The following is a 20223-nucleotide window of genomic DNA, read 5'->3' on the forward strand; positions in this document are numbered from 1 at the left end:
CCTGCCCCTCCGCCCGGCGCCGACGTTACTGTTGTCCTTGATGGGACGTCATGGGTGGAATTCGGGGGCACTGCGGTGGCGGCTCACCGCGCTGCTCGGCGTGGGTGTGGCCGCACTGGCGCTGATCGTGACCCTGATCAACACGCTTCCCGGCGGCGGAAGCACCGCCGGCACCTCGCGCGACGGCGACAAGGTGCACGGCACCCCGGCGACCCCGCCCGACGAGGACCGGCCCGAGGTCGGCTGGGGCTTCACCCACACCCAGTACAGCGCCGACGAGGGCAGCAGCGCCGCCACCGAACGCGTCGAGGGACTGCTCGCCAAGTCCCAACTCCCGCAGGACCAGGCCATCATGGGCTGGGGCGCCGACAACCCCGAGCCGGTGAAGGGGCGTTACGACTTCGGCGCCCTGGACCGCCGTATCGACTTCATGCGCAAGTCGGGCGGCACCCCGGTCATCACGCTGTGCTGCTCGCCGGACTGGATGAAGGGCGGCAAGTCCGGTGTGGACAACACCAATTGGAGCCAGGCCTCGCTGGAGACGGCGCCGAAGCCGGACCACTACGCGGACTACGCGGCGCTCGCCGCGACGGTCGCCAAGCGGTATCCGGACGTCACCCACTTCATCGTGTGGAACGAGTTCAAGGGCTTCTGGAACAACGCCGAACAACGCTGGGACTACGAGGGTTACACCCGGCTCTACAACCTCGTCTACAAGGCGCTGAAGAAGGTCAACCCGAAGATCATGGTCGGCGGTCCGTATCTGGTGATGGACAGCGTGGACCCGCGTGACGCGAACGCCTCCAGTACGTTCAGGGGCAGTTGGGGCGCGATGGACCAGCGGATCATCGACGCCTTCGACTACTGGAACGAGCACAAGGTCGGCGCGGACTTCGTGGTCGTCGACGGCTCCAGCTACACCAACGACGACGACCTCCTGCCGAACGAGTTCGGGGCCACCGACAAGCTGACGGCCGTCAGCAAGTGGGTCCGTGAGCAGACGCACGATCTGCCGCTGTGGTGGGCCGAGTACTACGTCGAGCCCGCCGACGGCAACGACGACCGCAAGGGCTGGTCCGAGACCCACCGTGTCGCCGTCCAGGCCACCGGCATGATCGCCATGGCCAAGGGCGGCGCCACCTCCGGCTTCTACTGGAACCCGGAGGAGGAGAAGGGCACGGACTGCGCGGGCTGCCTGTGGACCCCGACCGACAGCTCCGACGGCGGGCGGCAACTCCCCGTGTACGACCTGGTGTCCCGCTTCGACGCGGCCTTCGGGCCCGGCACCACGTACGAGACCGTGTCGGTCGCCGCCGACGACGTGCCCAACGTACGGGTCCTCGCCACCGACAAGGCGGTCCTGGTCGTGAACACCCTGGACCGGCAGATCAGCGCGAAGGTCGATGGGAAGCAGTTCGACCTGGCGGCCTACGGGGTCAAGTGGCTGACGCGCTGAGCCACTTGACCCCATGACGCTTATTTCATCGTCAGGAACCGCTGCACCAGCGAGGCCAGCACCACCGCCAGCAGAGGCAGCGAGAACCAGAAACTGCTCTGCATCCACCGCAGTTGACGCACGCTCGGCCGGACCGCGACCCGGACGACCTCGCGGGCCGTCAGCATCAGGATCAGGGCGAGCGCGGCGAGCGCGCCGACCACCGACCACGGCGTCCAGGTGATCCGCGGTCCGATCGGCCCGGGATCGGGCTTCGGGACCGCACCGGCCGGCTGCTCGCGCAGGGAGTACATGGTCACGTCGGCGTTGACGAGGACCTTCTTCACCTCCTGCCGGTTGTCCAGGTTCTGGATGAGCCGGGACTCCCAGGTCGCCGAGTAGCCCGCGTCCAGCTGGAGCGAGACGACCTGGCTCTTGTTGAGCATCAGATACGAGTTCGGGCCCGCGTCCTTGAGCGCCTTGACCAGACCGGACACCAGCACCGGGTCCGAAGGGGCCAGCGTGGGAACGTAGTTGACACGCTCCATGTCCTTCGCGCCCCACGGCATCGCCGGCGTCACGTCGTTGACCGTGTCGTCGCTCAGCCACAGCAGCCGTACCGTCGGCTTGTCGTGGGCGTACACGTAGTTCATGGCGGCGACCTCGCCGGGTCGCACCCGTTCGAAGCCCTCGTTGCCCCAACGGGCCACCAGGAAGCCGCCCATGAGCAGCAGACCGGCGAGCAGCGCGGCCAGCGGGGCGAGGCTCACGCGGTCCTTCTCGCGCTCCTTGGCGGTGGTACCGGTGCGCGGGAAGAGGGCGAGGCCCGCGAGCAGGGCCGCGCCGGGAACGGCGAACATGAAGACGCGCAGCGCCATCTCGCCGCCGTAGGACTGCATGCCGAAGCCCAGGAACGGGACGAAGGTGAGGACGAGCAGGGAGCGTTCGCGGTATTTGTGGGCGCGGCGGCGCCACCAGCCCCAGCAGGCGAAGGCCATGACGCCGCCGGCCAGCAGGACGCGGGTGTAGAGGACCAGCTTGTGGGTCGAACTGCCGCCCTGGATACGGCCGGAGACGGACGTCGAGACGTTGCTGCCGACGCCGCCGACCCCGCCGAAGAGGTCGTTGAAGTGCCCGGACCAGTACGGCTCGGCCATGAAGCCGAGCCAGACCGCGACCAGTACCCCGAACAGGATGGGCAGGCCCCGGAGTTCGGAGCGGCCGAGCAGGACGAGGACCGTGAGCACGCCCAGCATCACGAACGGCGTGAGCTGGTGGGCCGGGACGCTCGCCGCGAACAGACCGATCAACACCAGGAGCAGGACGGCCTGTTGACGCCGGTCGGTGGGTTCCACCTCCGCCTCGCCGGGACGCATCCTCGTCCACAGGACGTGGGGTGCCCGGAACCAGACCAGGAGGATCGCCACGAAGGCCAGGTAGAGGAGGAAGGTGAAGCCCTGCGGGGAGAAGTAGTCCTGGCCGACCCAGCCGCTGAGCACGAAGATCCAGATGCCGGTCCACTTCGCCCGCCAGCTCGCCCGCAGCGAGCGCACCAGCAGGAACATCGGTGCCAGGTAGGCGAGTTGGATGGCCGTCGGCCACCAGCGGATCACCTCGGTCCAGTCGGTGATCCCGCACGCCTTGCCGACGAACGCGGCCACCGCGAAGAAGCCCGGCCAGCTCCAGCGCGCGTCCAGGTCGGGTACGGCCGACCCGGTGCGGTCGATGTAGTCGATGAACCCGAGGTGCTGCCAGGCCGTCGGGAAGCGCGGCTCGGACTCGATCACCGCGGGCAGCGCGTGCAGCGAGATCACCGTCGCGAGCAGGGTGATCAGCAGCAGTGCCTTGTGTTCGCGGCCCAACCACAGCAGCGACGCGAACACCGTGATCAGCAGCGCGGCACCGACCAGCGTGGGCAGCGGCAGCATCGAGATCAGGCCGAGCCCGCCCATGCGGTCCAGGTCGGACTCGCCGAGCCGCGCCGCGGGCACCCAGTACAGGAGCAGCGCGGCGACCAGCAGACAGCCGAGGACGACACCGGGGCGCGTGGGCACGAGACGCTCGCGCAGGGACAACGGGCGGGCGGGCGGCGGGACTTCGGACTCCCGTGCCTTCCGCTCCTGCTCCGCCGCGTCCTCCCGGGCCTGTTCCCGTACGAGCGACTCCTCCGGTACGACCACTCGGTCGGAGCCGTTGGCGGGCTCGAACGGCGCGTCCACCTCCGGCCGGGCGGACGGGCTCAGCGAGGACTCCGCGCCGGGTTCCCGCTCCTCGACGGGGAGTCCGACGATCTCGGACCGCTTGATGTCGAGCGCCCAGATCGGCCGCTGCTCGCCGGACACGATCGGGGTGCCGGTGGGCGGGGTGCCGGGGCCCGGCCGTACGTCCGGCCGGCGCTCCAGGTGGTCGAAGTCGACGTGTATGCCGAGCGCGAGGGTGTCGGAGTCGAGCGCCCAGGCCGGGCCGCGACGGTGCGGTGCGGCGGCCGGGACCTCGCGGGCCCCCAGGTCGGCGAGGTCGCCGTCCGGTGCCGCGTCCTCGGGCAACTCCGGGGCCGGTGCGGCCCGTAGCGTCTTGAAGAGTCTGGGCGCGGCGATCGCCACGATCACCGCGAGGCTGGAGATCTCGGCGACGCCCGCGCCGGTCAGCCCCATGCGGGGGAGCAGCAGCAGCGTCAGACTGAGCACCAGGACGCACAACAGGCCCTGCAGCAAGGCGAGTCCGCTCGTGCGGCTCTGCGCGCGCAGCACCGCGAAGTACGTCTCCATGAGGACCCGCAGCAGCGCGCCCACCGCGAACCAGCGCAGCAACGGCGTCGCCGCGTCCGCGTAACCCGCGCCGAACACGCCCAGGATGTAGGGCGCCCCGATGAACAGCAGCCCGCAGATCGGCAGCATGATCCGGGCCATCCGCTTGAGCGCGGCCCGGGTGTTGGCGGCGATGCGTGCCGGGTCGTGGGAGCCCTCGACGGTCAGCGAGGCGCCCATGTTGATGGCGAGCAGGTTGATCGTGCCGCCTATCGTCGTGGTGATGTAGAAGTACGCGTTGTCCTCGGAGCTGACCTGCGAGGCGATGATCACCGGCACGAGGTAGACCACGGCGAGCGAGAACAGCGAGCCGGTGTAGTCCCCGGCGAGGAACCTGCCGATCTCCCGCAGTGTCGGCGGCCTCGCGTGCTCCTCGGTCGCCTTGATGTGCCGGGGCACCAGCCGCCTGAACACCAGCCAGCCGAGCGGCACCACGGAGAACGCGATCGCGGCGACCCACGACACGAAGACACCGCTCGCGGCGAACACCGACGCCAGCCCCACGAGCAGCGCCAGCTTCACCGCGGAGAACACCGTGTTGCCCACCGGCACCCAGGGCGCGCTGCGCAGCCCGGTCAGCACCCCGTCCTGCAGCGTGAGCAGGTTCCAGGCGACGACCGCGACGACGAAGCCGAGCGCGGGGACCGGCCCGTGCAGGAAGCGGTACGAGGGTCCCCAGTCGTTCAGCGTCAGCAGGAAGATCCCGGCCCCGAGCGCGACGACGATCGAACTTCCCGCGTACGTACGGAAGATGAGGCGCCCGGTGGCGCGTCCGGCGACCGGGATGAAGCGGGCCAGGGCACCGGTAAGCGTGACCGCCGTGAGCCCGGCGAGGAGCTTCATCGCGGCGATGGCCGCCGAGCCCTGGCCGACCGCGGTGGGGGAGTAGTAGTGGGCGGCGATCAGCCAGTAGCCGAGCCCGAGCACCGCGGAGATCCCGGTGTTGAGCATCAGGGCGTAGGCGTTGCGGAACAGCGGGCTGCCGCCGGGAGACCTGCTCCTTCCCGGCAGGCGCAGTCGGCGCCCCGTCTGCTGGGGCGCCTCGGTCTCGGGCGCCGCGTCCTGGGTGGTGGTCGTCGTGTCAGACACGGGAACGGCTGGCCTTCCGGCGGACCTGTCGAGCTCTGCGGACCATGGCGTAGCCCTGGGTGAGGGCACGGTCCCTGGCGAAGGTGCGGGCGATCGCACGGCCCTCGACGAGCCGCTCGAACTCCTCGACTCCCGTACTGCGGCGCACAGTCACCCGCCGCAGCGCGTACGGTCCCTGTCGGCGCCGGGCGAGGTCGTTGCCGACGGCGAGCGCCTGTGCGAACCCCGCCTCGCGCACCGCGCCGCGCACCCGGCGGCTGGAGTAGCCGTAGGGATACGCGAACGAGACGGGTACGGAGCCGAGTTCGTCGGCGACGATCTCCCTGCAGCGGACCAGCTCCGTGCGCAGGGTGTCGTCGTCGAGCTGGTCGAGCTGCGGGTGGGTGTGGCTGTGGCCGCCGATCTCGACCTCCGCGCCCGCGAGTTCGCGCACCTGGTCCCAGTCGAGCATGGTGTCCAGGCCGCCGCCGGTGTCGTGGGCGCCCCGGATCCAGCCGGTGGAGACGAACAGGGTGGACGCGAAGCCGTGTCGGGCCAGCGCGGGCAGCGCGTGCCGGTGCACGCCCTCGTAGCCGTCGTCGAAGGTGATCAGCACCGGTCGCTCGGGCAGCGGTTTGCCGGAGCGCCAACTCGCGGCCAGATCAGCCGTGTTGATCGGCGTGAAGCGCAGATCACCGAGGAGCGCCAGCTGCTCGGCGAACGCCTCGGGCGCGACGGACAGGGCACGGGTGGCGTCGTTCGGGGCGGCGGCGATGGAGTGGTACATCAGGATCGGCACTGGTGATTCACTCATGGTCGCCCCCCGCCGCGCTCGTTGCGGCCACCGCGTTCGGGTGCGTCCCCGTGCCTGGGTGCCTCCCCGTGTCCGTGTCCGCTCCCGCGTTCGGGTGCGTCGCCATGCCCGGGTGCTTCCCCGCGTCTGGGCGCCTCCCCGCGTTCGGGTGTGTCCTCGCGCCCATGTCCGCTCCCGCGCTCGTGCGCGTCCCCATGCCCGGGTGCCTCCCTGAGTCCGTGCGCTTCCCCACGCCCGGGTGCTTCCCCACGCCCGCGTGCCTCCCCTTGCTCATGTCCGCCCCCCGCGCTCATTACCGCCTCCGCGCCCGCGCCCGCCTCCGCGCCCGCGCCCGCGCCCGCCCCCGCGCTCGCGTGCGTCCCCCTCGATCTCCACCACCGAGAAGGTGACCCCGCCGCGCCGGGCCCGGACGCTCCCGACGGCATACCCGCCCGCCGCCGTGAACACCCCGGCGACGATCGCGGCTGCCCGGCCCGCGCCGCCCGGTCGGGCGAGCACGGCGTCGCGCAGGCCGCGTGCGACCCCGGCCGGGAGGACCCGGGTCGTGTACCGGCGCTCGGACTCAAGTCCCTTGTCGGTGCCGACACTTCGGGCCACCAGGGCCTTGGAGAGACCTTCGGCGTACGTGCGCGTGCGGAAGTACCCGAAGTGCTCGCGGACCGCGGGCACCCGGTGGTGGATCACCGCGCGGTCGTCGATCAGCAGTACCGCGTCCGGCCTGGCCCGGGTGAGCCGGATGCAGAGCTCCGTCTCCTCGCCGCCCAGCGGACGCTTGTCGCCGTCGCGCCCGATGCCGGTCGCGAAGCCGCCGGCCGCGTCGAACGCCGTACGCCGGAACGAGGCGTTGCCGCCCAGCACGTTGCGCACCCGGACCCGGCCCGGCGGTAGGCCCTTGTACGTGCAGCCCACCACCCAGTCGAACTCCTCGGGGAACCAGGCCGGTCGGCGCCCGGACGCCCAGATCGGCATCGTGCGGCCGCCGACGGCCATCACCTTCGGGTCGGTGTACGCCTCGGCGAAGTACCGCAGCCACTCCCGCTCGGCCACGGCGTCGTCGTCGAGGAAGGCGATGACCTCGCCACGGGATGCGGCGATGCCGGTGTTGCGGCCCGCGGACAGACCGCGCGGGCCCGCGTTCGCCAGCACGCGGACCTCGCCCGTTTCCTCAACGTCCTTGTACTCCCTGGTGAGTCGGTCCAGGAGAGCGGGGTTGTGGTCGACGACCAGCAACGTCTCCAGCGCGGGCCGTGACTGCGCCCGCACCGAGGAGACCGCCGCGAGGATGTCCTCCCAGCGGTCCTCGGTGTAGACGCAGATCACGACGGAGATGTCGTGACTGCTCAAGACACCTCTCCCCGGACCGAGTCGAGTTGCGGGTCGAGTTGCGGGTCGAGTTGCTGGTCGAGTTGAGGATCGCGCTGCGGTTCGAGGGTGTCGATCATCGTGGAGTGCGAACGGCGGCGCAGCGCACGCCGGTTGGAGCGCTCCTTGAGAATCACCTTGAGCACCCGGATCCCGTCCCGCACGGCGCGCAGATTGCTCGTGCCGTGGATACGGAGGTACTCGTGGCTGGGGATCTCCTGCACCTTGAGACCGGCCTTGACCACCCGGATGTTGATGAGCGTCTCGATCTCGAAGCCGGTGCAGTCGAGGTCGATCTTGTCGAGGCAGTGCCGCCAGAACGCGTTGTATCCGTAGCAGAGATCGGTGTAGCGGGCGCCGAACTTGCGGTTGACGATCGTGCACAGCGCCCAGTTGCCGAGTTTGCGGATGAACGTCATGTCGTCCGTGCCGCCGCCGTTGGCGAAGCGTGATCCCTTGGCGAAGTCCGCGCCCGAGACGAGGGCGGAGACGTAGCTGACGATCTCGTGCCCGTCGGCCGAGCCGTCCGCGTCGACCATGACGATGATGTCGCCGCTGCAGGCCTCGAACCCGGTGATCAGGGCATCCCCTTTGCCCTTGCCCTGCTGTTCGACGACCTTGACCCCGGGCCACAGCTCGCGGGCCACCTCGACGGTGTTGTCGGTGGAATTGCCGTCCACGAGAACCACTTCGTGTATCCACGCGGGAAGTGTCTTGAAGACGTAGGGGAGATTCTCCGCCTCATTCATGGCGGGAATCACCACACTCACCGGCGGTGTGATCGCCAGGTGAGAGGAGATCGGCCGGTATTTGGCCGACATTAACGGATCTTGGCCCGATGCAGCTGGGCGCAGAACAGAACTCACGAGTCTGGTCCCTCTCGTCCGGCGGACCGCCCGCCCCTGGGCGGCCCGGCTCTGTGCTCCGGTTCGAAAGGGGGGTTCTCACGGTCGCCACGGAGAATACGGATCTCCGTGCACGCGTGGTGAGCTGGCAAAACTGGTCGACCCCCGAAAAACATGAAAGCCGGCCGCGCGGACGACTCGGTCACAAAAGCGGTCACCGAGCACGGCACCCCCCTACCGCGCCCCGCCCCGGATCCATCGCGGTCCCTGAGCCCTCCCCTGGAGCCGCTCGATGATGAACCAGTGCGGGTGAGATGTACGACGGTATTGACAATTGAACCTGTATGGCAAGACCCGGAACGAGACCTCACCTTTTTGTTGGTTTGACCGTTACACAACTTTGTCAGCCGTTGTGCGGCGGCATATGCCGAATGAATACCGATAGCGAAATCAAGCCACTGATCACCGCCACCGCGACGATTCCACCGTCGACCGACCATCGGTGAACGGCCAGCATTCCCTGGGCCACCAGCATGTCGACGACCACCGCACCCGCCACCGAGGTGAGAACACGGCCGAAGGGATCAAGTCCGCGCAATACCGCGGCGATTGCCGAAGCCGGCGCCGCGAACAGGAAGAACAGTGCGAACGGACCACGCAAGGGTGATCCCGAGTCGATGAGCGCAAGCAGCGCCCCGACCCCTCCAACGGCAACTGCCGCGCCCGCGAGCAGCGGTGCCAGGTCCCTCCCCGGTCCTGGCCGTGCCCGCTCGGTGTCGGCGATGGATGGTCTCTTGATACGGAAGGTCTGCATTGGCGACTTTGCCCCCCAGCGCGCCGGATGCCGGACTTCAATGTCGCGCAGCCCGACCGCGATCGTCAAGGTGCGCAGGGCACGCATCCCGGTTCGGATGCACAGGTGAACACCTGTTCCCACCGGCAAACCATTGGCATGCACACTTCCCGTCAATGCGCGTCACTGCTACGACAGTTGTGGCAGAGATCCTGCTAAGGGAGGTTCCATGAGACGTTCCCGATTTACGGCATACGTGACCTCGCTCCTCCTGGCCGCCGGCCTCGCCCTCACCGGGGCGATGACGGCGCAGGCGTCCCAACTCGCCGCCACCGGCGGCTATGTGGCCCTCGGCGACTCCTACTCCTCCGGGGTCGGCTCGGGCAGCAAGATCAGTTCCAGCGGGTCCTGCGACCGCAGCACCAAGGCCTACCCCTACCTCTGGGCGGCCGCGCATTCACCCTCGACGTTCGACTTCATGGCCTGCTCGGGTGCTCGTACGGGTGATGTTCTCGCCAACCAGCTCGGCACCCTCAGCACCTCGACGTCCCTCGTCTCGATCAGCATCGGCGGCAACGACGCCGGCTTCACCGACGTCATGACGACCTGCGTCCTGCAGTCCGACAGCTCCTGCCTGACCCGGATCGCCACCGCGAAGGCGTACGTCGACTCGACGCTCCCCGGCCTCCTCGACAAGGTCTACTCGACGATCAGCGCCAAGGCCCCCGCCGCGCACGTGGTCGTGCTCGGCTACCCGCGCTTCTACAGACTCGGCACCACCTGCCTCGGCCTCTCCGCGACCAAGCGCTCCGCCATCAACGGCGCGGCCGACTACCTCGACGCCGCCCTCGCCAAGCGCGCCGCCGACCACGGCTTCACCTACGGCGACGTACGCACCCCGTTCACCGGCCACGAGATCTGCTCCGGCAGCTCCTGGCTGCACAGCCTCAACCTGCTGAGCATCAGCGAGTCGTACCACCCGACCGCGGCCGGCCAGTCCGGCGGCTATCTGCCGGTCCTGACCAGCGCGGCCTGACGCTCTAGCCGTCAGAAGGCGTTGCCGAGTCCGACGCGGAGGCCCCGTCCGACGGGGTCTCCGCCACGCAAGTCACCGAGAACGGCACGGAGTTGGACTCCCCGTTCACCGGGCTGCGGATCTCGACGCTGATCTCGTTCTTGAACGTCCCGCTGTTCGAGTACGTCGTGAGGAACACCCGGTCCTGCTTGGTCTTCCCGCCGCCCGACGGGAACGACAGCGTCTTCCAGCCGGGGTCGGAGACCGAACCGGTCTTCGTCACCCACCGGTAGGACACCTCCGCGGGCAGCTTCCCCACCGTGATGCTGGCCGTGAAGGTCGGCGCCTTCGCGTTCGGCGGCGGACAGCTGCCGGAGTACTCGGTGTTGGCGCCCTCCACCGTCGCCTTCACCGACTGCGGCGCCGACGAGGACTTGCTGCTGCTCGGGCTCGGAGTGTCGCTCGGCGCCGTGGTCTTGCTGCTCGCACTGGGCGAAGTCCCGTCCGAGGGCTGGCTCTTGGGCGTGCTCGCCCCCTGGCCCGCGTTCGCGTCGTCGTCGTTGTTCCGGTTGATCAGCGTGTACGTCAGCCCGCCGATCGCCAGCGCCAGCGCGACCAGCCCCGCGACCAGCACGACGGCCGCACGCCGGTTGCGGTGCGGTTCGTCCGCGGCCGTCGGCGTCGAGTAGGAGTCGGGCGGCGGCCCGAAGCCCTGCACCGGCTGCGGCGGCGTCCGTGAGTCCTGCGCGGAGTAGCCGTCCTGCGGATACCCCGCCATCGCCGGAGAGTACGGCGTCGTCGGCGCGGTGTACGCGTGAGGCGTACCGCCCGCCGCGACCAGCCGCAGATCCTGCTCCGCCTGCTCCGCGGACATCCGCTCGGCCGGGTCCTTGCGCAGCAGCCCTTCGATGACCGGGGTGAGCGGTCCCGCCAGCTGCGGGGTCGGCAACTCCTCGTCGACGATGGCCCGCAGGGTGCTCAGCGGGGTGTTCTGGCGGAACGGCGAGTGCCCTTCGACCGCCGCGTACAGCAGCACGCCGAGCGCCCACAGATCGGACTCGGGGCCGGGCGTACGGCCCAACGCCCGCTCCGGGGCGAGGAATTCGGGCGAACCGATGACCTCGCCCGTCATGGTCAGCGCCGAACTGCCCTCGACCATCGCGATACCGAAGTCGGTCAGGACGACCCGGCCGTCGTTCGACATCAGCACGTTGGCCGGTTTCACGTCCCGGTGCAGCACCCCGGCGTCGTGCGCGGCCCGCAGCGCGGCCAGCACCTCGGCACCGATGTGCGCGGTCCGCTGCGGCGTCAACGGCCCCTCGGCGTCCAGGAGATCGGCCAGGGACACGCCCCGCACCAGCTCCATGACGATCCAGGGGCGGCCGTCCTCCGTCGCCACGTCGTACACCGTCACCACATTGCGGTTGGCGACCCGGGCCGCCGCCCACGCCTCGCGCTCAAGGCGGGCGTACATCCGCTCCACGTCGTCGGACGCCAGTCCGCCCGGCGCGCGCACCTCCTTGACGGCGACCTCGCGTTGCAGCACCTCGTCGCGGGCCCGCCACACCGTGCCCATCCCGCCCTCACCGAGGGGGGACAGGAGCCGGTAGCGGCCCGCGATCACACGTTCAGTGCCCGGATCTTCGGACATGGGCTCCCCCCATTCGCAGCCGGGCGAATTCTCGCCAAACGTAACTCAGCCGAGCGCTGATGCCGCCCCCTTGAGCACCAGTCCGACCCCGAGGGCCACGACGACGAGCGCCGATCCCAGCGGCAAGGTCCGGCGGACCAGGGACGCCATGGGGCTGGTGGTCCAGCGGGGGCGCCGGTCCAGCACTCGGTTCATCCCTGTACCCAGCTTGACGACCGCGAATCCGGCGGCGGTGAGGGTGAGGGCGAGACCGACGCCGTACGCGACGACGAGCAGCAGCCCGAACCACGCCTGCCCCAGCGCCGCGGCCCCCACGAGGACGACCACGGCGGACGGACTCGGCACGAGCCCGCCGGCGAAGCCGAGCAGGATCGTGCCGCGGACGGTGGGGGCGGTCTCATGCGTGTGGGTGAAGCCGCCGTGCGTGTGTTCTACGGCGTGGTCGTGGTCGTGCGTGTGGCCGTGGTCGTGGGGATGCGGGTGGTCATGGCCGTGGTCGTGAGTGTCGCCGTGATCGTGACTGTGGGCGTGGTCGTCGTCGTGGCTGTGCGGGTGCGGGTGCGGGTGTGCCTGGGTGTGGGTGGACCCGGCTTCGGCGTGCGCGGAGACGAGGACCCGGGCGCGCTCGGGGGCCTTGGCGTGGTCGTGGTCGTGGGGATGCGGGTGTGGGTGGGGGTGTGAAGTGGCTTGTGGGCGTGGGCGGTTGCGCCAGGCGCGGCGTACGAGGTTGGCGCCGGCGAAGAGGACCAGGACGCCGCTCGCGATGCCGAGCCAGGCGATCACCGAGGGCGTCGCGGCGGAGCCGGCCGTGACCAACAGGCCCAGGGCGACCACGCCGAGGGTGTGGGTGACGGTGACCGAGGCGGCGAGCGGGAGGACGTCCTTGAGGCGGGCGCGCCCGCCCCGCGCGGCCGCCGTGGCCGCCATCAGGGTCTTGCCGTGACCGGGCGCGAGCGCGTGCATCGCGCCCAGGGCGATCGCGATGAGCAGGGCGAGGGCGGCGAAGCCGACGGTGAGGTGGTGGCGGGCCACCAGGTTGTTCAGGGCCTCCGTCCAGCGGTCGGCACCACGTGGCAGCACGGAGGCGGCGGGCGGTTCCGACGTGGACCGGTCGGCGTCGGTGAGCGCCGGGCCGCCGGGGCGCGCGTGCAGGGACGCGGTCGTGGTGTCGTCGGGGGAGGAGAGCAAGTCCTTGGGATAGCTGGTGAGTTCGTGCGAGTTCGACTTCGTCGCCACGTCCGACTTCGTGAGCGTCATCCGGTCGGCGCGCGCGGTGATCTCCCGCCAGCCGGGCCCGGTGGTCAGCCCCGCGCTGTGGAAGCCGAGGGTGACTGTCCTGCCCTTGGGCAGCGCGGCCGTCGAACTGCACTCCACCCGCAGGGTGTTGAGCCCGGCCTGCCCCGGCCGCAGCCGTGCGGTACTGCTGCCGGGCGTGAGAGCGACCGTACGGCCGTCGACGGTGACCTTGCTGCCCTCGGCGGCCTTGTCGCAGCGCTGCCGGGCCCACTCGGTCATGCCCAACTGCTTGATCTCCGGCTTCACTTGGGTCGCCGGGATCTCGGCGAGGTCCTCGATGTGCGTGACGCGCAGCCGGCCGGGGGCGACGACGAGACCGTCGTAGCGGTTGACGGTGAAGTTGCCGAGGGGGTGCGCGCTCGCGGCGGCCGTGGGGACCAGCAGGAGCGCGCCGGCGGCCGTGAGGACGGCCGCCGCGGAGGCCAACAGGCGGCGGACCGGCGTCACTTGGTCGCCTCCAACGCCTTACGGGCCTTGCTCGCGCCCAGCGGCGAGAAGCCCGGGTTCAGTTTCAGGGCCTTGGTCAGATGCGCGCGGCCGTCCGCTTTGTGGCCCGTGGCCAGTTCGATCATGCCGAGGTGGTAGATGAACGAGGCGTTGTGGTAGTTCGTGGCCGTGGCCCGGCGGGCGTAGGGGAGGGCCTCCTTGTCGCGGCCGTTGACGTGCAGGGCCCAGGCGAGGGCGTCCGCGGTGTGCACGGTGTGGCGGCGGGCCCATTCGGCGCGGGCGGCCTTCAGGGCCGACTTGATGTTGCCGTGGTCGGCGGCGGCGAGCGCGGTGTCCAGGTCGGCGTTGACGCCGTTGGCGCGGGCCAGCGCGATCCAGGCGTCGACGAGGGCGTACTGGTCGTCGGCCTTGGCCCTGTCGCCCGCGGCGCCCCGGCTCTCGTACAACTCGCCGAGTTCCACGAGGGGTTGGGGCAGCGGGTAGCGGGAGACGACCAGCTCCATGCCCTTGATGGCCTCGGCGCGGTCGCCCAGGGCGGCCTGGGCGCGGGCGCGGCCCTCCAGGGCGGGGAGGTAGTTCTCGTCGGCGGCGAGGGCGCGGCCGTAGTCGTTCAGGGCGGTCTTGTAGTCGCCCTGGTTCCAGGCGAGTTGGCCGAGCGTGCCGGCCACGTACGAGATGTCGCCGGGGGAGGTGGCGGCGGCGAGGGCCTGCTCCAGGACCTTGCGGGCCGTGGTCACGTCACCGCGCAGCTCGTGCACGTACGCGTACCGGGTGAAGACCGGGACTCCGGGCTTGCGGGCGTCGGCGAGGTCGGCGGCCTTCTCCGCGTCGGCGTAGCGGCCGAGTTCGACGAGCGCGTCGATCCGCGAGCACAGGGCGCGCTCGCTGTACGGGTTCTCCTTCAGCACCTGGTCCGCGTAGGTCAGCGCCTCCGCGAACTCGTGCCGGGCGGCGGCGAGCGCGGCGCGGCCCTCGAGGGCGTTCTCGTTATTGGGCGATATCTTCAACGACCGCTGCAACGCGGCCTGCGCCTGCGGGTACCGGGACGGGTCACCCTTCGTCCTCGCCTGCTCCACATACGCCAGCCCGAGGGTCGCCCACCCGTCGAAGTCCTTGGGCTGCGTCCGCAGATGAGCCTGCAACGAGGCGATACTCGCGTCCAGACTCCCGCTGGCGAGCAACTCCGGCGACACGGCACTGGAGGCGGCGACACCGGTGGCCCCGCTGTCCTTGGCGGCCCCGATGGCGATGGCCCCGGCGGTCATGGCGACGGCCAACAGGGCGGCACACCCGGCGAGTTGAACGGTCCTCCAGCGGCGGCCCGCGGCGGCCACCCGACGTACGGCGGCGATGCGTTCGTCGTCGAGGTGGGGGAGCGCGGGGGGTGTGTGACTGTGGGGGGCAGCGGATCCATCGGCGTGATCGTGCTCGTGATCGTGCTCGTGGTGATGGTCGTGATCGTCGTTGTGAGAGTGGCCCGGCACATCGGCGTTGCCGTGCACGGGAGTTGGGCCCTGGTCCGCGTCGTCGACCGCGGCGTCGGAGGCCTCGGTGTCCGCGTCCGCGTCCCGCTCACCCTCCGGCCCGGCGTCCTCCTTCGTACTGCCCTCGTCCTCGCCCCCCGAGTCGTCGCCCTGTTCCCACAGTCGCTCCCACTCCCGCTGGGTAGCCGCCGGCTGCTTGTCCTCCGTCGGCTTGTCGTCGTTCTCGCGCGGGGCCATGCCGTTCCTCCATCGCCTGGGGTGGTTCAAGTGCTGTGGTGCCGGGGGGGTGTCGGTGCGTGGGGGTGGCGCGGCCCGCACCGTGGGGGAAGGTGAAGTGCGGGCCGCGCCAGTCGGGGGGTCTAGTACGGGCGGTGGGTCATCCGGCGGCGCCACCACGCGACGGCCGCACCGATCAGCAGGACGCCGGCGACACCGGAGGCCGCCGAGGCGACCATCAGCATCATGTTGTTGCTGTCGGAGGAGGATCCCGCCGGCTGCAACGCGTCGCCCAGCTGGTTCTTGACGTCGCTGCCGCTGGTCGTGCCCTTGGCGAGCGGGCCGCGGGAACCCGAGGTGGGCTCGGCGACGTACGGGAAGTACTTCTCGAAGCCCTTGTCGTTCTTGTCGACCGCGTCGCCCAAGTCGTTCTTGGAACCGACCAGTTCACCCTCCATGACCTGGAGCGCGGAGTCGATCACGTCGTCGGTGAGCCGACGCCCGTTCGGGAAGCCCGCGTTGTCGCCGTCGAGAACACCGAGGCGCTTGGGGTGCGCGGCCGGCGCGATCGACGTGTTCAGGCGCAGCATCTCCGACGGCTTCGCGTACGGCTGCTCGGTGTTGAGGCCCTTGACGCCCGTGAGGAACACGCTGACGAGGTCGTTGCGCGGCTCGCTCGGCGCCTTGATCTTGTAGATCGACTCGATGAGCTTCGGGATCTCGGGCTCGGTCACGTTCTTCAGGAACTGCGCGTCGTCCTTGGGCTCGGACGCGTTGAACTTGTCCTTGTCCTTCTGCGGGTTGACGACCTCGTTGACCAACGGGTTGCCCAGACGCGAGACCTGCGTGTAGTAGCCCTTGGCGTTCTTGCGCTGGGTCGTGGAGTAAATACCCACGGTCGGACGGGACTTGGACTGCCGGATCAGGTCGTTCGGCACCTGGAGGGCGATCGTGTTGACGTTGTAGCCCTTGAGGGTGTCGTTGCCGACCTCGCTCAGGTTGCCGCCGTAGAGCAGGTCGAAGACGCGCAGGTCCGCGAAGAACGGGTCGTCGGCCTGGCCCGCGAAGGTCGCGCCGCCGTTGGTCGTCTTGTAGATCGCCTGCGAGCGCAGCTTGGCGTAGTCCGGCATCGACGCGTCGCCGACGTCCGAGGGCGCCGCCGGGATGTCGTCGGCGACCTTCGTCTCGGAGACCGCCTTGCCCTTCTTCAGCTTGATGAGCTCGATGTCGTACGACTGCGTGATGTTGAGGTCGGGGTCGGTGAGGCTGGTGACCGGACCCGTGTTGTAGAGGAACGTCTTCTTGTTCTTGATCTGCGTGCTGAAGGTGTAGCGGAAGATGAAGTCGTCCAGCGCGTCACCGTTGTTGTCGATGTGCACGTCGTACTGGGCGTCGTCCGCGAACTGGTAGAAGTTCGGGCCGCCGGCGGGCTCCTCGAACGGTATCCAGTTCGCCACGATCGTCGTCGTGTCCGGCTTGTCCGGGCTGACGAACGCGTACAGGTCCGTGTTGTCGTACTGCGGGGTCCCCGAGATCAGGGGAGCCTCCCGGTGGGAGGAGGCCGCGGCCACTCCCGGTTCCAGCGCGGCCGTACCGGCGGCTGCGAGCCCCCCGGCGGCCAGCGCGCCACATACGAGGGCCGCGAGCTTCCTGCGTCCCGCACCGCTCCTGGAGATAGGTGTCATGCCGTCCGTCCTCAGTGCCAACTTGCCTGACGCACGAGGATTCGGAGCAGGTGCCGGGGCGGATTGGTCAAACCTGAAAAGTTTTTTTGGCGCCTTCCAATCCGTCCCTTGACCCGCGTTTTGGGCTTCCTGATCCGTAACCCATCCGTAGAGGTGTTCGCTACGAACGCCTCGTGTGACGGGATGTGATGAGGGGATGGGCCGCGTGCGGTCGAAGAGTGGGGGACGGGTGGAGGCCGACGAGCTCCTGGTGCAGGTGGCGGCAGGTGATCAACGGGCCTTCGAGGAGCTGTACGGACTGGTGTCCGGGCCGGTGTTCGGACTGGTGCGCCGCGTGGTGCGCGACCCGGCACAGTCCGAGGAGGTGTCCCAGGAGGTGCTCCTGGAGATGTGGCGGTCCGCCGCCCGCTTCGACCCCGGCCGGGGCAGCGCCCTGTCCTGGGTCCTCACCCTCGCCCACCGCCGCGCCGTCGACCGGGTGCGCAGCGCCCGCGCGGCCGGCGAACGCGAACAGCGCGAGGCCCGCCGCTCCCACCACCCCGCCTTCGACCAGGTGACCGAGGAGGTCGAGGCAGGCCTGGAACGGCAGTTGGTGCGCCGCTGCCTGGACCGCCTCACGGCCCTGCAACGGCAGTCCGTCACCCTCGCCTATTACGACGGCTATACGTACCGTGAAGTGGCCGAGCGGCTCTCGCTGCCGCTCGGCACGGTCAAGACCCGCATGCGTGACGGACTCACCCGGCTGCGCGACTGCCTGGGAGGTGTCGCATGAGCGTTCTCGCCCGACTGTTCGGCCGGGGGGACGTCCACTCGCTCGCGGCCCCCTACGCCCTCGACGCCCTGGAACCCGGTGAGCGCCGCCAGTTCGAGAAACACCTCAGGGGCTGCGACCGCTGCGCCGAGGAGGTCCGCGCGCTGACCGAGGACGCGGTCCGGCTGGCCTGGTCCACGGCCGCCCAGCCACCGCTCGCCATGCGCGACCGCGTGCTGGCCGCCGTACGGCAGACTCCGCAGGAACCCGGACCGCTCCGGGAACATGTGCGGGAACCACAGGCGCGGGAGTACACGCCCCGGTTGCCGGCCCATGTGTGGGGCACACAGCCGCAGGCGTCGCGCGCCCGAGTGCCCCAACGGCGCCCGTTCTTCGTGCCGTTCGCCACCGCGACGGCCACCGCCGCCCTCGTCGTGGCCTCGCTCTTCGCCGTGCAGGCGAACAAGACACAGGACAAGCTGGACGCCGCGCAGGCGCAGTCACGTGACATCGCACACGTTCTCGCAGCTCCCGACGCCCGTGCGACCACCGGCGCGGACACCGCGGGCCGGAGCATCGGCGTGATCGCCTCCGCGTCGGAGGGGCGCGCGGTCGTCACCCTGAGCGGATACGGCGCGCTGCCGAGCGGGCGCGTGCATCAACTGTGGCTGATGCGCCCCGATGTGCAACCGCGCTCCCTCGGGCTCTTCAAGGACGACACGCCCTTGGTCGCCACCGGACTCGACAAAACTGCAACATCACTCGCAGTGACCGTCGAGCCCGACGGCGGCTCAGCGCAGCCCACAACTCAGCCAGTTGTCCAACTCGCCCTGAAATCGGTTGGATTCGGAGAGTAATCAAGGAGGGGTCGTCAACACCCTTACGGGGAAGGTGAATCCTGAGACCTCGATACACGAGTGCTCGGTTGGGGCGATAGGGTTACCCTGCCCGGGCCGGGTGGAGTCGTACGCGGGTGGGGAGTGACATGGAACAGATAGTGCGCAGCAGGGCAAGGGTCCCTGCGATCACGTGCGGGAGCAGCGCGACCAGTTCGCGTCTCGACCGCCATCTCTCGGTGCTGGGCGGCCCTGTCGTCCCGCAACGCGAGACGGCGGAGGCGACCTTGCTGATGCGTGAGCTGACCTCGCGTGACACCACGCAGGAGCGCAGTGCCACAGGTACCCGAGTGAGCCGCGTCAAGCTCTTCGCGCCACTGCGCAGGCTGCGCCGTTCGCTGTTCGGCGGGCGCTGAGCAACTCCTCGGCGCCCCCGGGGAGTTCCCGGGGGCCCGCGCTCAGGCCGCCACACCGTCCCGGCGCAGTGCTGCGATCTCCAGGTCCGCCATCCCCACGGCACGCAGCAGCGCCTCGGTGTGCTCCCCGAGCGCGGGCACGTCGCCCATCCGCGCCTCGCCCCCGCCCGGCAAGGTGATGGGCGGCAGCAGCGCCCGCAGCGGCCCGACCGGCGAACCCACCTCCCGCCACCGCTCCCGGGCCGCCAACTGCGGGTGCTCCGCCAGCTGTTGTACGTCCCTGAGCCGCGCGCAGGCCACCCCCGCGCGCTCCAGCAGCCCCACGGCCTCGTCGGTGCCGAGCCCACCCAGCGCCGCACCGACGAGGGCGTCGGTGCGCTCCCGGTTCACGACCCGGGCCGCGTTCGTGGCGAAGTCGGGATCGGTCCCCAACTCCGGCCGCCGGATGACCTGTTCGGCCAGCCGCCGCCACTCCCTGTCGTTCTGCACCGACAGCAGCACCCGCCCGCCGTCCGCCGTGGGATATGCGTCGTACGGCGCGATGACGGCGTGCGCAAGTCCCGTGCGCGCCGGGGGAGTTCCGCCGTGCATCGCGTGATGCAGGGGATGCCCCATCCACTCCGCGAGCGCGTCCAGCATCGACACCTCCACCGGCCCACCGCGCCCGGTCGCACCCCGGCGCACCAGCGCCGCGAGCACACCAGAGAAGGCATACATCGCCGCCGCGATGTCGGCGGCCGGAATCCCCGCCTTCACCGGCTGCTCCGGCGTCCCGGTCACCGACACCAGCCCTGCCTCGCACTGCACGAGCATGTCGTAGGCCCGCTTGCCGGCGTACGGGCCGCTCGGTCCGTATCCGGAGATGTCCACGGCGACCAGCCGCGGATGCGCCGCGCACAACGTGGCGGCGTCGAGCCCGAGCCGGGCGGCGGCTCCATGCGCGAGGTTCTGCACGAACACGTCGGCGCCGGCGATGAGTTGACGTATGACGTCGACCCCGCGCGGGTCCTTCAGATCCAGGGCGATGGACTCCTTCCCCCGGTTGCACCACACGAAGTGCGAGGCCAGACCGCCGGCCGCGCTGTCGTAGTCGCGTGCGAAGTCACCTCCGTCGATCCGCTCGACCTTGATCACCCGGGCGCCGAGATCGGCGAGCTGGCGGGTGGCGAAGGGGGCGGCGACGGCCTGTTCGACGGCGACGACGGTGATGCCCTCCAGGGGCAGCGGCAAGGGCTCCATGCCGGGGATCATGTCCCGCGTCTGACACCTTTGTCATGTGGGGAGCATGATGCGTATGGCTGA

The 20223-nt window shown here is 70.1% G+C and carries 15 protein-coding genes; 5 read left to right on the forward strand and 10 right to left on the reverse strand.

Annotated features, from left to right (window positions below; all coding sequences use genetic code 11):
- Positions 1-40 precede the first annotated feature (40 nt).
- On the forward strand, positions 41-1456 hold the full coding sequence (locus OG504_RS41015; protein ID WP_405994310.1) for a GH39 family glycosyl hydrolase: 1416 nt from the start codon (positions 41-43) through the stop codon (positions 1454-1456).
- A 20-nt stretch (positions 1457-1476) separates the two neighbouring features.
- Here the strand turns inward: OG504_RS41015 and OG504_RS41020 are convergent, their stop codons facing one another.
- The 5 genes from OG504_RS41020 to OG504_RS41040 all read right to left on the reverse strand — a co-directional run bounded on the left by OG504_RS41020 (position 1477) and on the right by OG504_RS41040 (position 9214).
- Positions 1477-5331, reverse strand: coding sequence for a lipopolysaccharide biosynthesis protein (locus OG504_RS41020; RefSeq protein WP_405994311.1), 3855 nt, complete (start codon positions 5329-5331; stop codon positions 1477-1479).
- Entirely contained in the window at positions 5324-6124 is an 801-nt protein-coding gene (locus OG504_RS41025) for a polysaccharide deacetylase family protein (RefSeq protein ID WP_405994312.1), read from the reverse strand. The genes OG504_RS41020 and OG504_RS41025 overlap by 8 nt, the downstream gene beginning before the upstream one ends.
- Before the next feature lie 270 nt (positions 6125-6394).
- Positions 6395-7468, reverse strand: a complete 1074-nt coding sequence (locus OG504_RS41030) for a glycosyltransferase family 2 protein (protein WP_405994313.1) — start codon at positions 7466-7468, stop codon at positions 6395-6397.
- Positions 7465-8352, reverse strand: coding sequence for a glycosyltransferase family 2 protein (locus OG504_RS41035; RefSeq protein WP_405994314.1), 888 nt, complete (start codon positions 8350-8352; stop codon positions 7465-7467). Before OG504_RS41035 ends, OG504_RS41030 begins: the two co-directional genes overlap by 4 nt.
- Positions 8353-8734: 382 nt before the next feature.
- A complete protein-coding gene (locus OG504_RS41040) occupies positions 8735-9214 on the reverse strand; it encodes a hypothetical protein (protein WP_405994315.1) in 480 nt (159 codons plus the stop codon).
- Between the two features lie 139 nt (positions 9215-9353).
- On the opposite strand from OG504_RS41040, the gene OG504_RS41045 reads away from it, so the two are divergent.
- Positions 9354-10160 carry an SGNH/GDSL hydrolase family protein gene (locus OG504_RS41045; RefSeq protein WP_405994316.1) on the forward strand — a complete coding sequence of 269 codons (807 nt, stop codon included), beginning with the start codon at positions 9354-9356 and terminating at the stop codon, positions 10158-10160.
- Positions 10161-10164: 4 nt separating this feature from the next.
- On the opposite strand, the gene OG504_RS41050 is transcribed toward OG504_RS41045, so the two are convergent.
- From OG504_RS41050 to OG504_RS41065, 4 genes are all read right to left on the reverse strand, one after another.
- Positions 10165-11790 carry a serine/threonine-protein kinase gene (locus tag OG504_RS41050; RefSeq protein ID WP_405994317.1) on the reverse strand — a complete coding sequence of 542 codons (1626 nt, stop codon included), beginning with the start codon at positions 11788-11790 and terminating at the stop codon, positions 10165-10167.
- A gap of 45 nt (positions 11791-11835) precedes the next feature.
- Entirely contained in the window at positions 11836-13533 is a 1698-nt protein-coding gene (locus OG504_RS41055; RefSeq protein WP_405994318.1) for a sulfite exporter TauE/SafE family protein, read from the reverse strand.
- Positions 13530-15254, reverse strand: coding sequence for a tetratricopeptide repeat protein (locus tag OG504_RS41060; protein WP_405994319.1), 1725 nt, complete (start codon positions 15252-15254; stop codon positions 13530-13532). The genes OG504_RS41055 and OG504_RS41060 overlap by 4 nt, the downstream gene beginning before the upstream one ends.
- A 122-nt stretch (positions 15255-15376) precedes the next feature.
- On the reverse strand, positions 15377-16918 hold the full coding sequence (locus OG504_RS41065) for a DUF4331 domain-containing protein (protein WP_405994320.1): 1542 nt from the start codon (positions 16916-16918) through the stop codon (positions 15377-15379).
- Positions 16919-17147: 229 nt separating this feature from the next.
- Here OG504_RS41065 and OG504_RS41070 point away from each other — a divergent pair, with 229 nt between their 5' ends.
- The 3 genes from OG504_RS41070 (at position 17148) to OG504_RS41080 (ending at position 18921) form a co-directional block, all read left to right on the forward strand.
- Complete coding sequence (locus tag OG504_RS41070) at positions 17148-17690, forward strand: sigma-70 family RNA polymerase sigma factor (RefSeq protein WP_019059221.1); 543 nt, start codon at positions 17148-17150, stop codon at positions 17688-17690.
- Positions 17687-18526, forward strand: coding sequence for an anti-sigma factor domain-containing protein (locus tag OG504_RS41075; RefSeq protein ID WP_405994321.1), 840 nt, complete (start codon positions 17687-17689; stop codon positions 18524-18526). Before OG504_RS41070 ends, OG504_RS41075 begins: the two co-directional genes overlap by 4 nt.
- Positions 18527-18654: 128 nt before the next feature.
- Positions 18655-18921 carry a hypothetical protein gene (locus OG504_RS41080; protein ID WP_266873831.1) on the forward strand — a complete coding sequence of 89 codons (267 nt, stop codon included), beginning with the start codon at positions 18655-18657 and terminating at the stop codon, positions 18919-18921.
- Positions 18922-18963: 42 nt separating this feature from the next.
- Here OG504_RS41080 and OG504_RS41085 read toward each other — a convergent pair whose 3' ends face one another.
- Positions 18964-20172 carry a CaiB/BaiF CoA transferase family protein gene (locus OG504_RS41085; protein WP_405994322.1) on the reverse strand — a complete coding sequence of 403 codons (1209 nt, stop codon included), beginning with the start codon at positions 20170-20172 and terminating at the stop codon, positions 18964-18966.
- Positions 20173-20223: the final 51 nt, after the last annotated feature.

It is taken from the genome of Streptomyces sp. NBC_00986 (assembly GCF_045162565.1).
Taxonomy (GTDB): Bacteria; Actinomycetota; Actinomycetes; order Streptomycetales; family Streptomycetaceae; genus Streptomyces.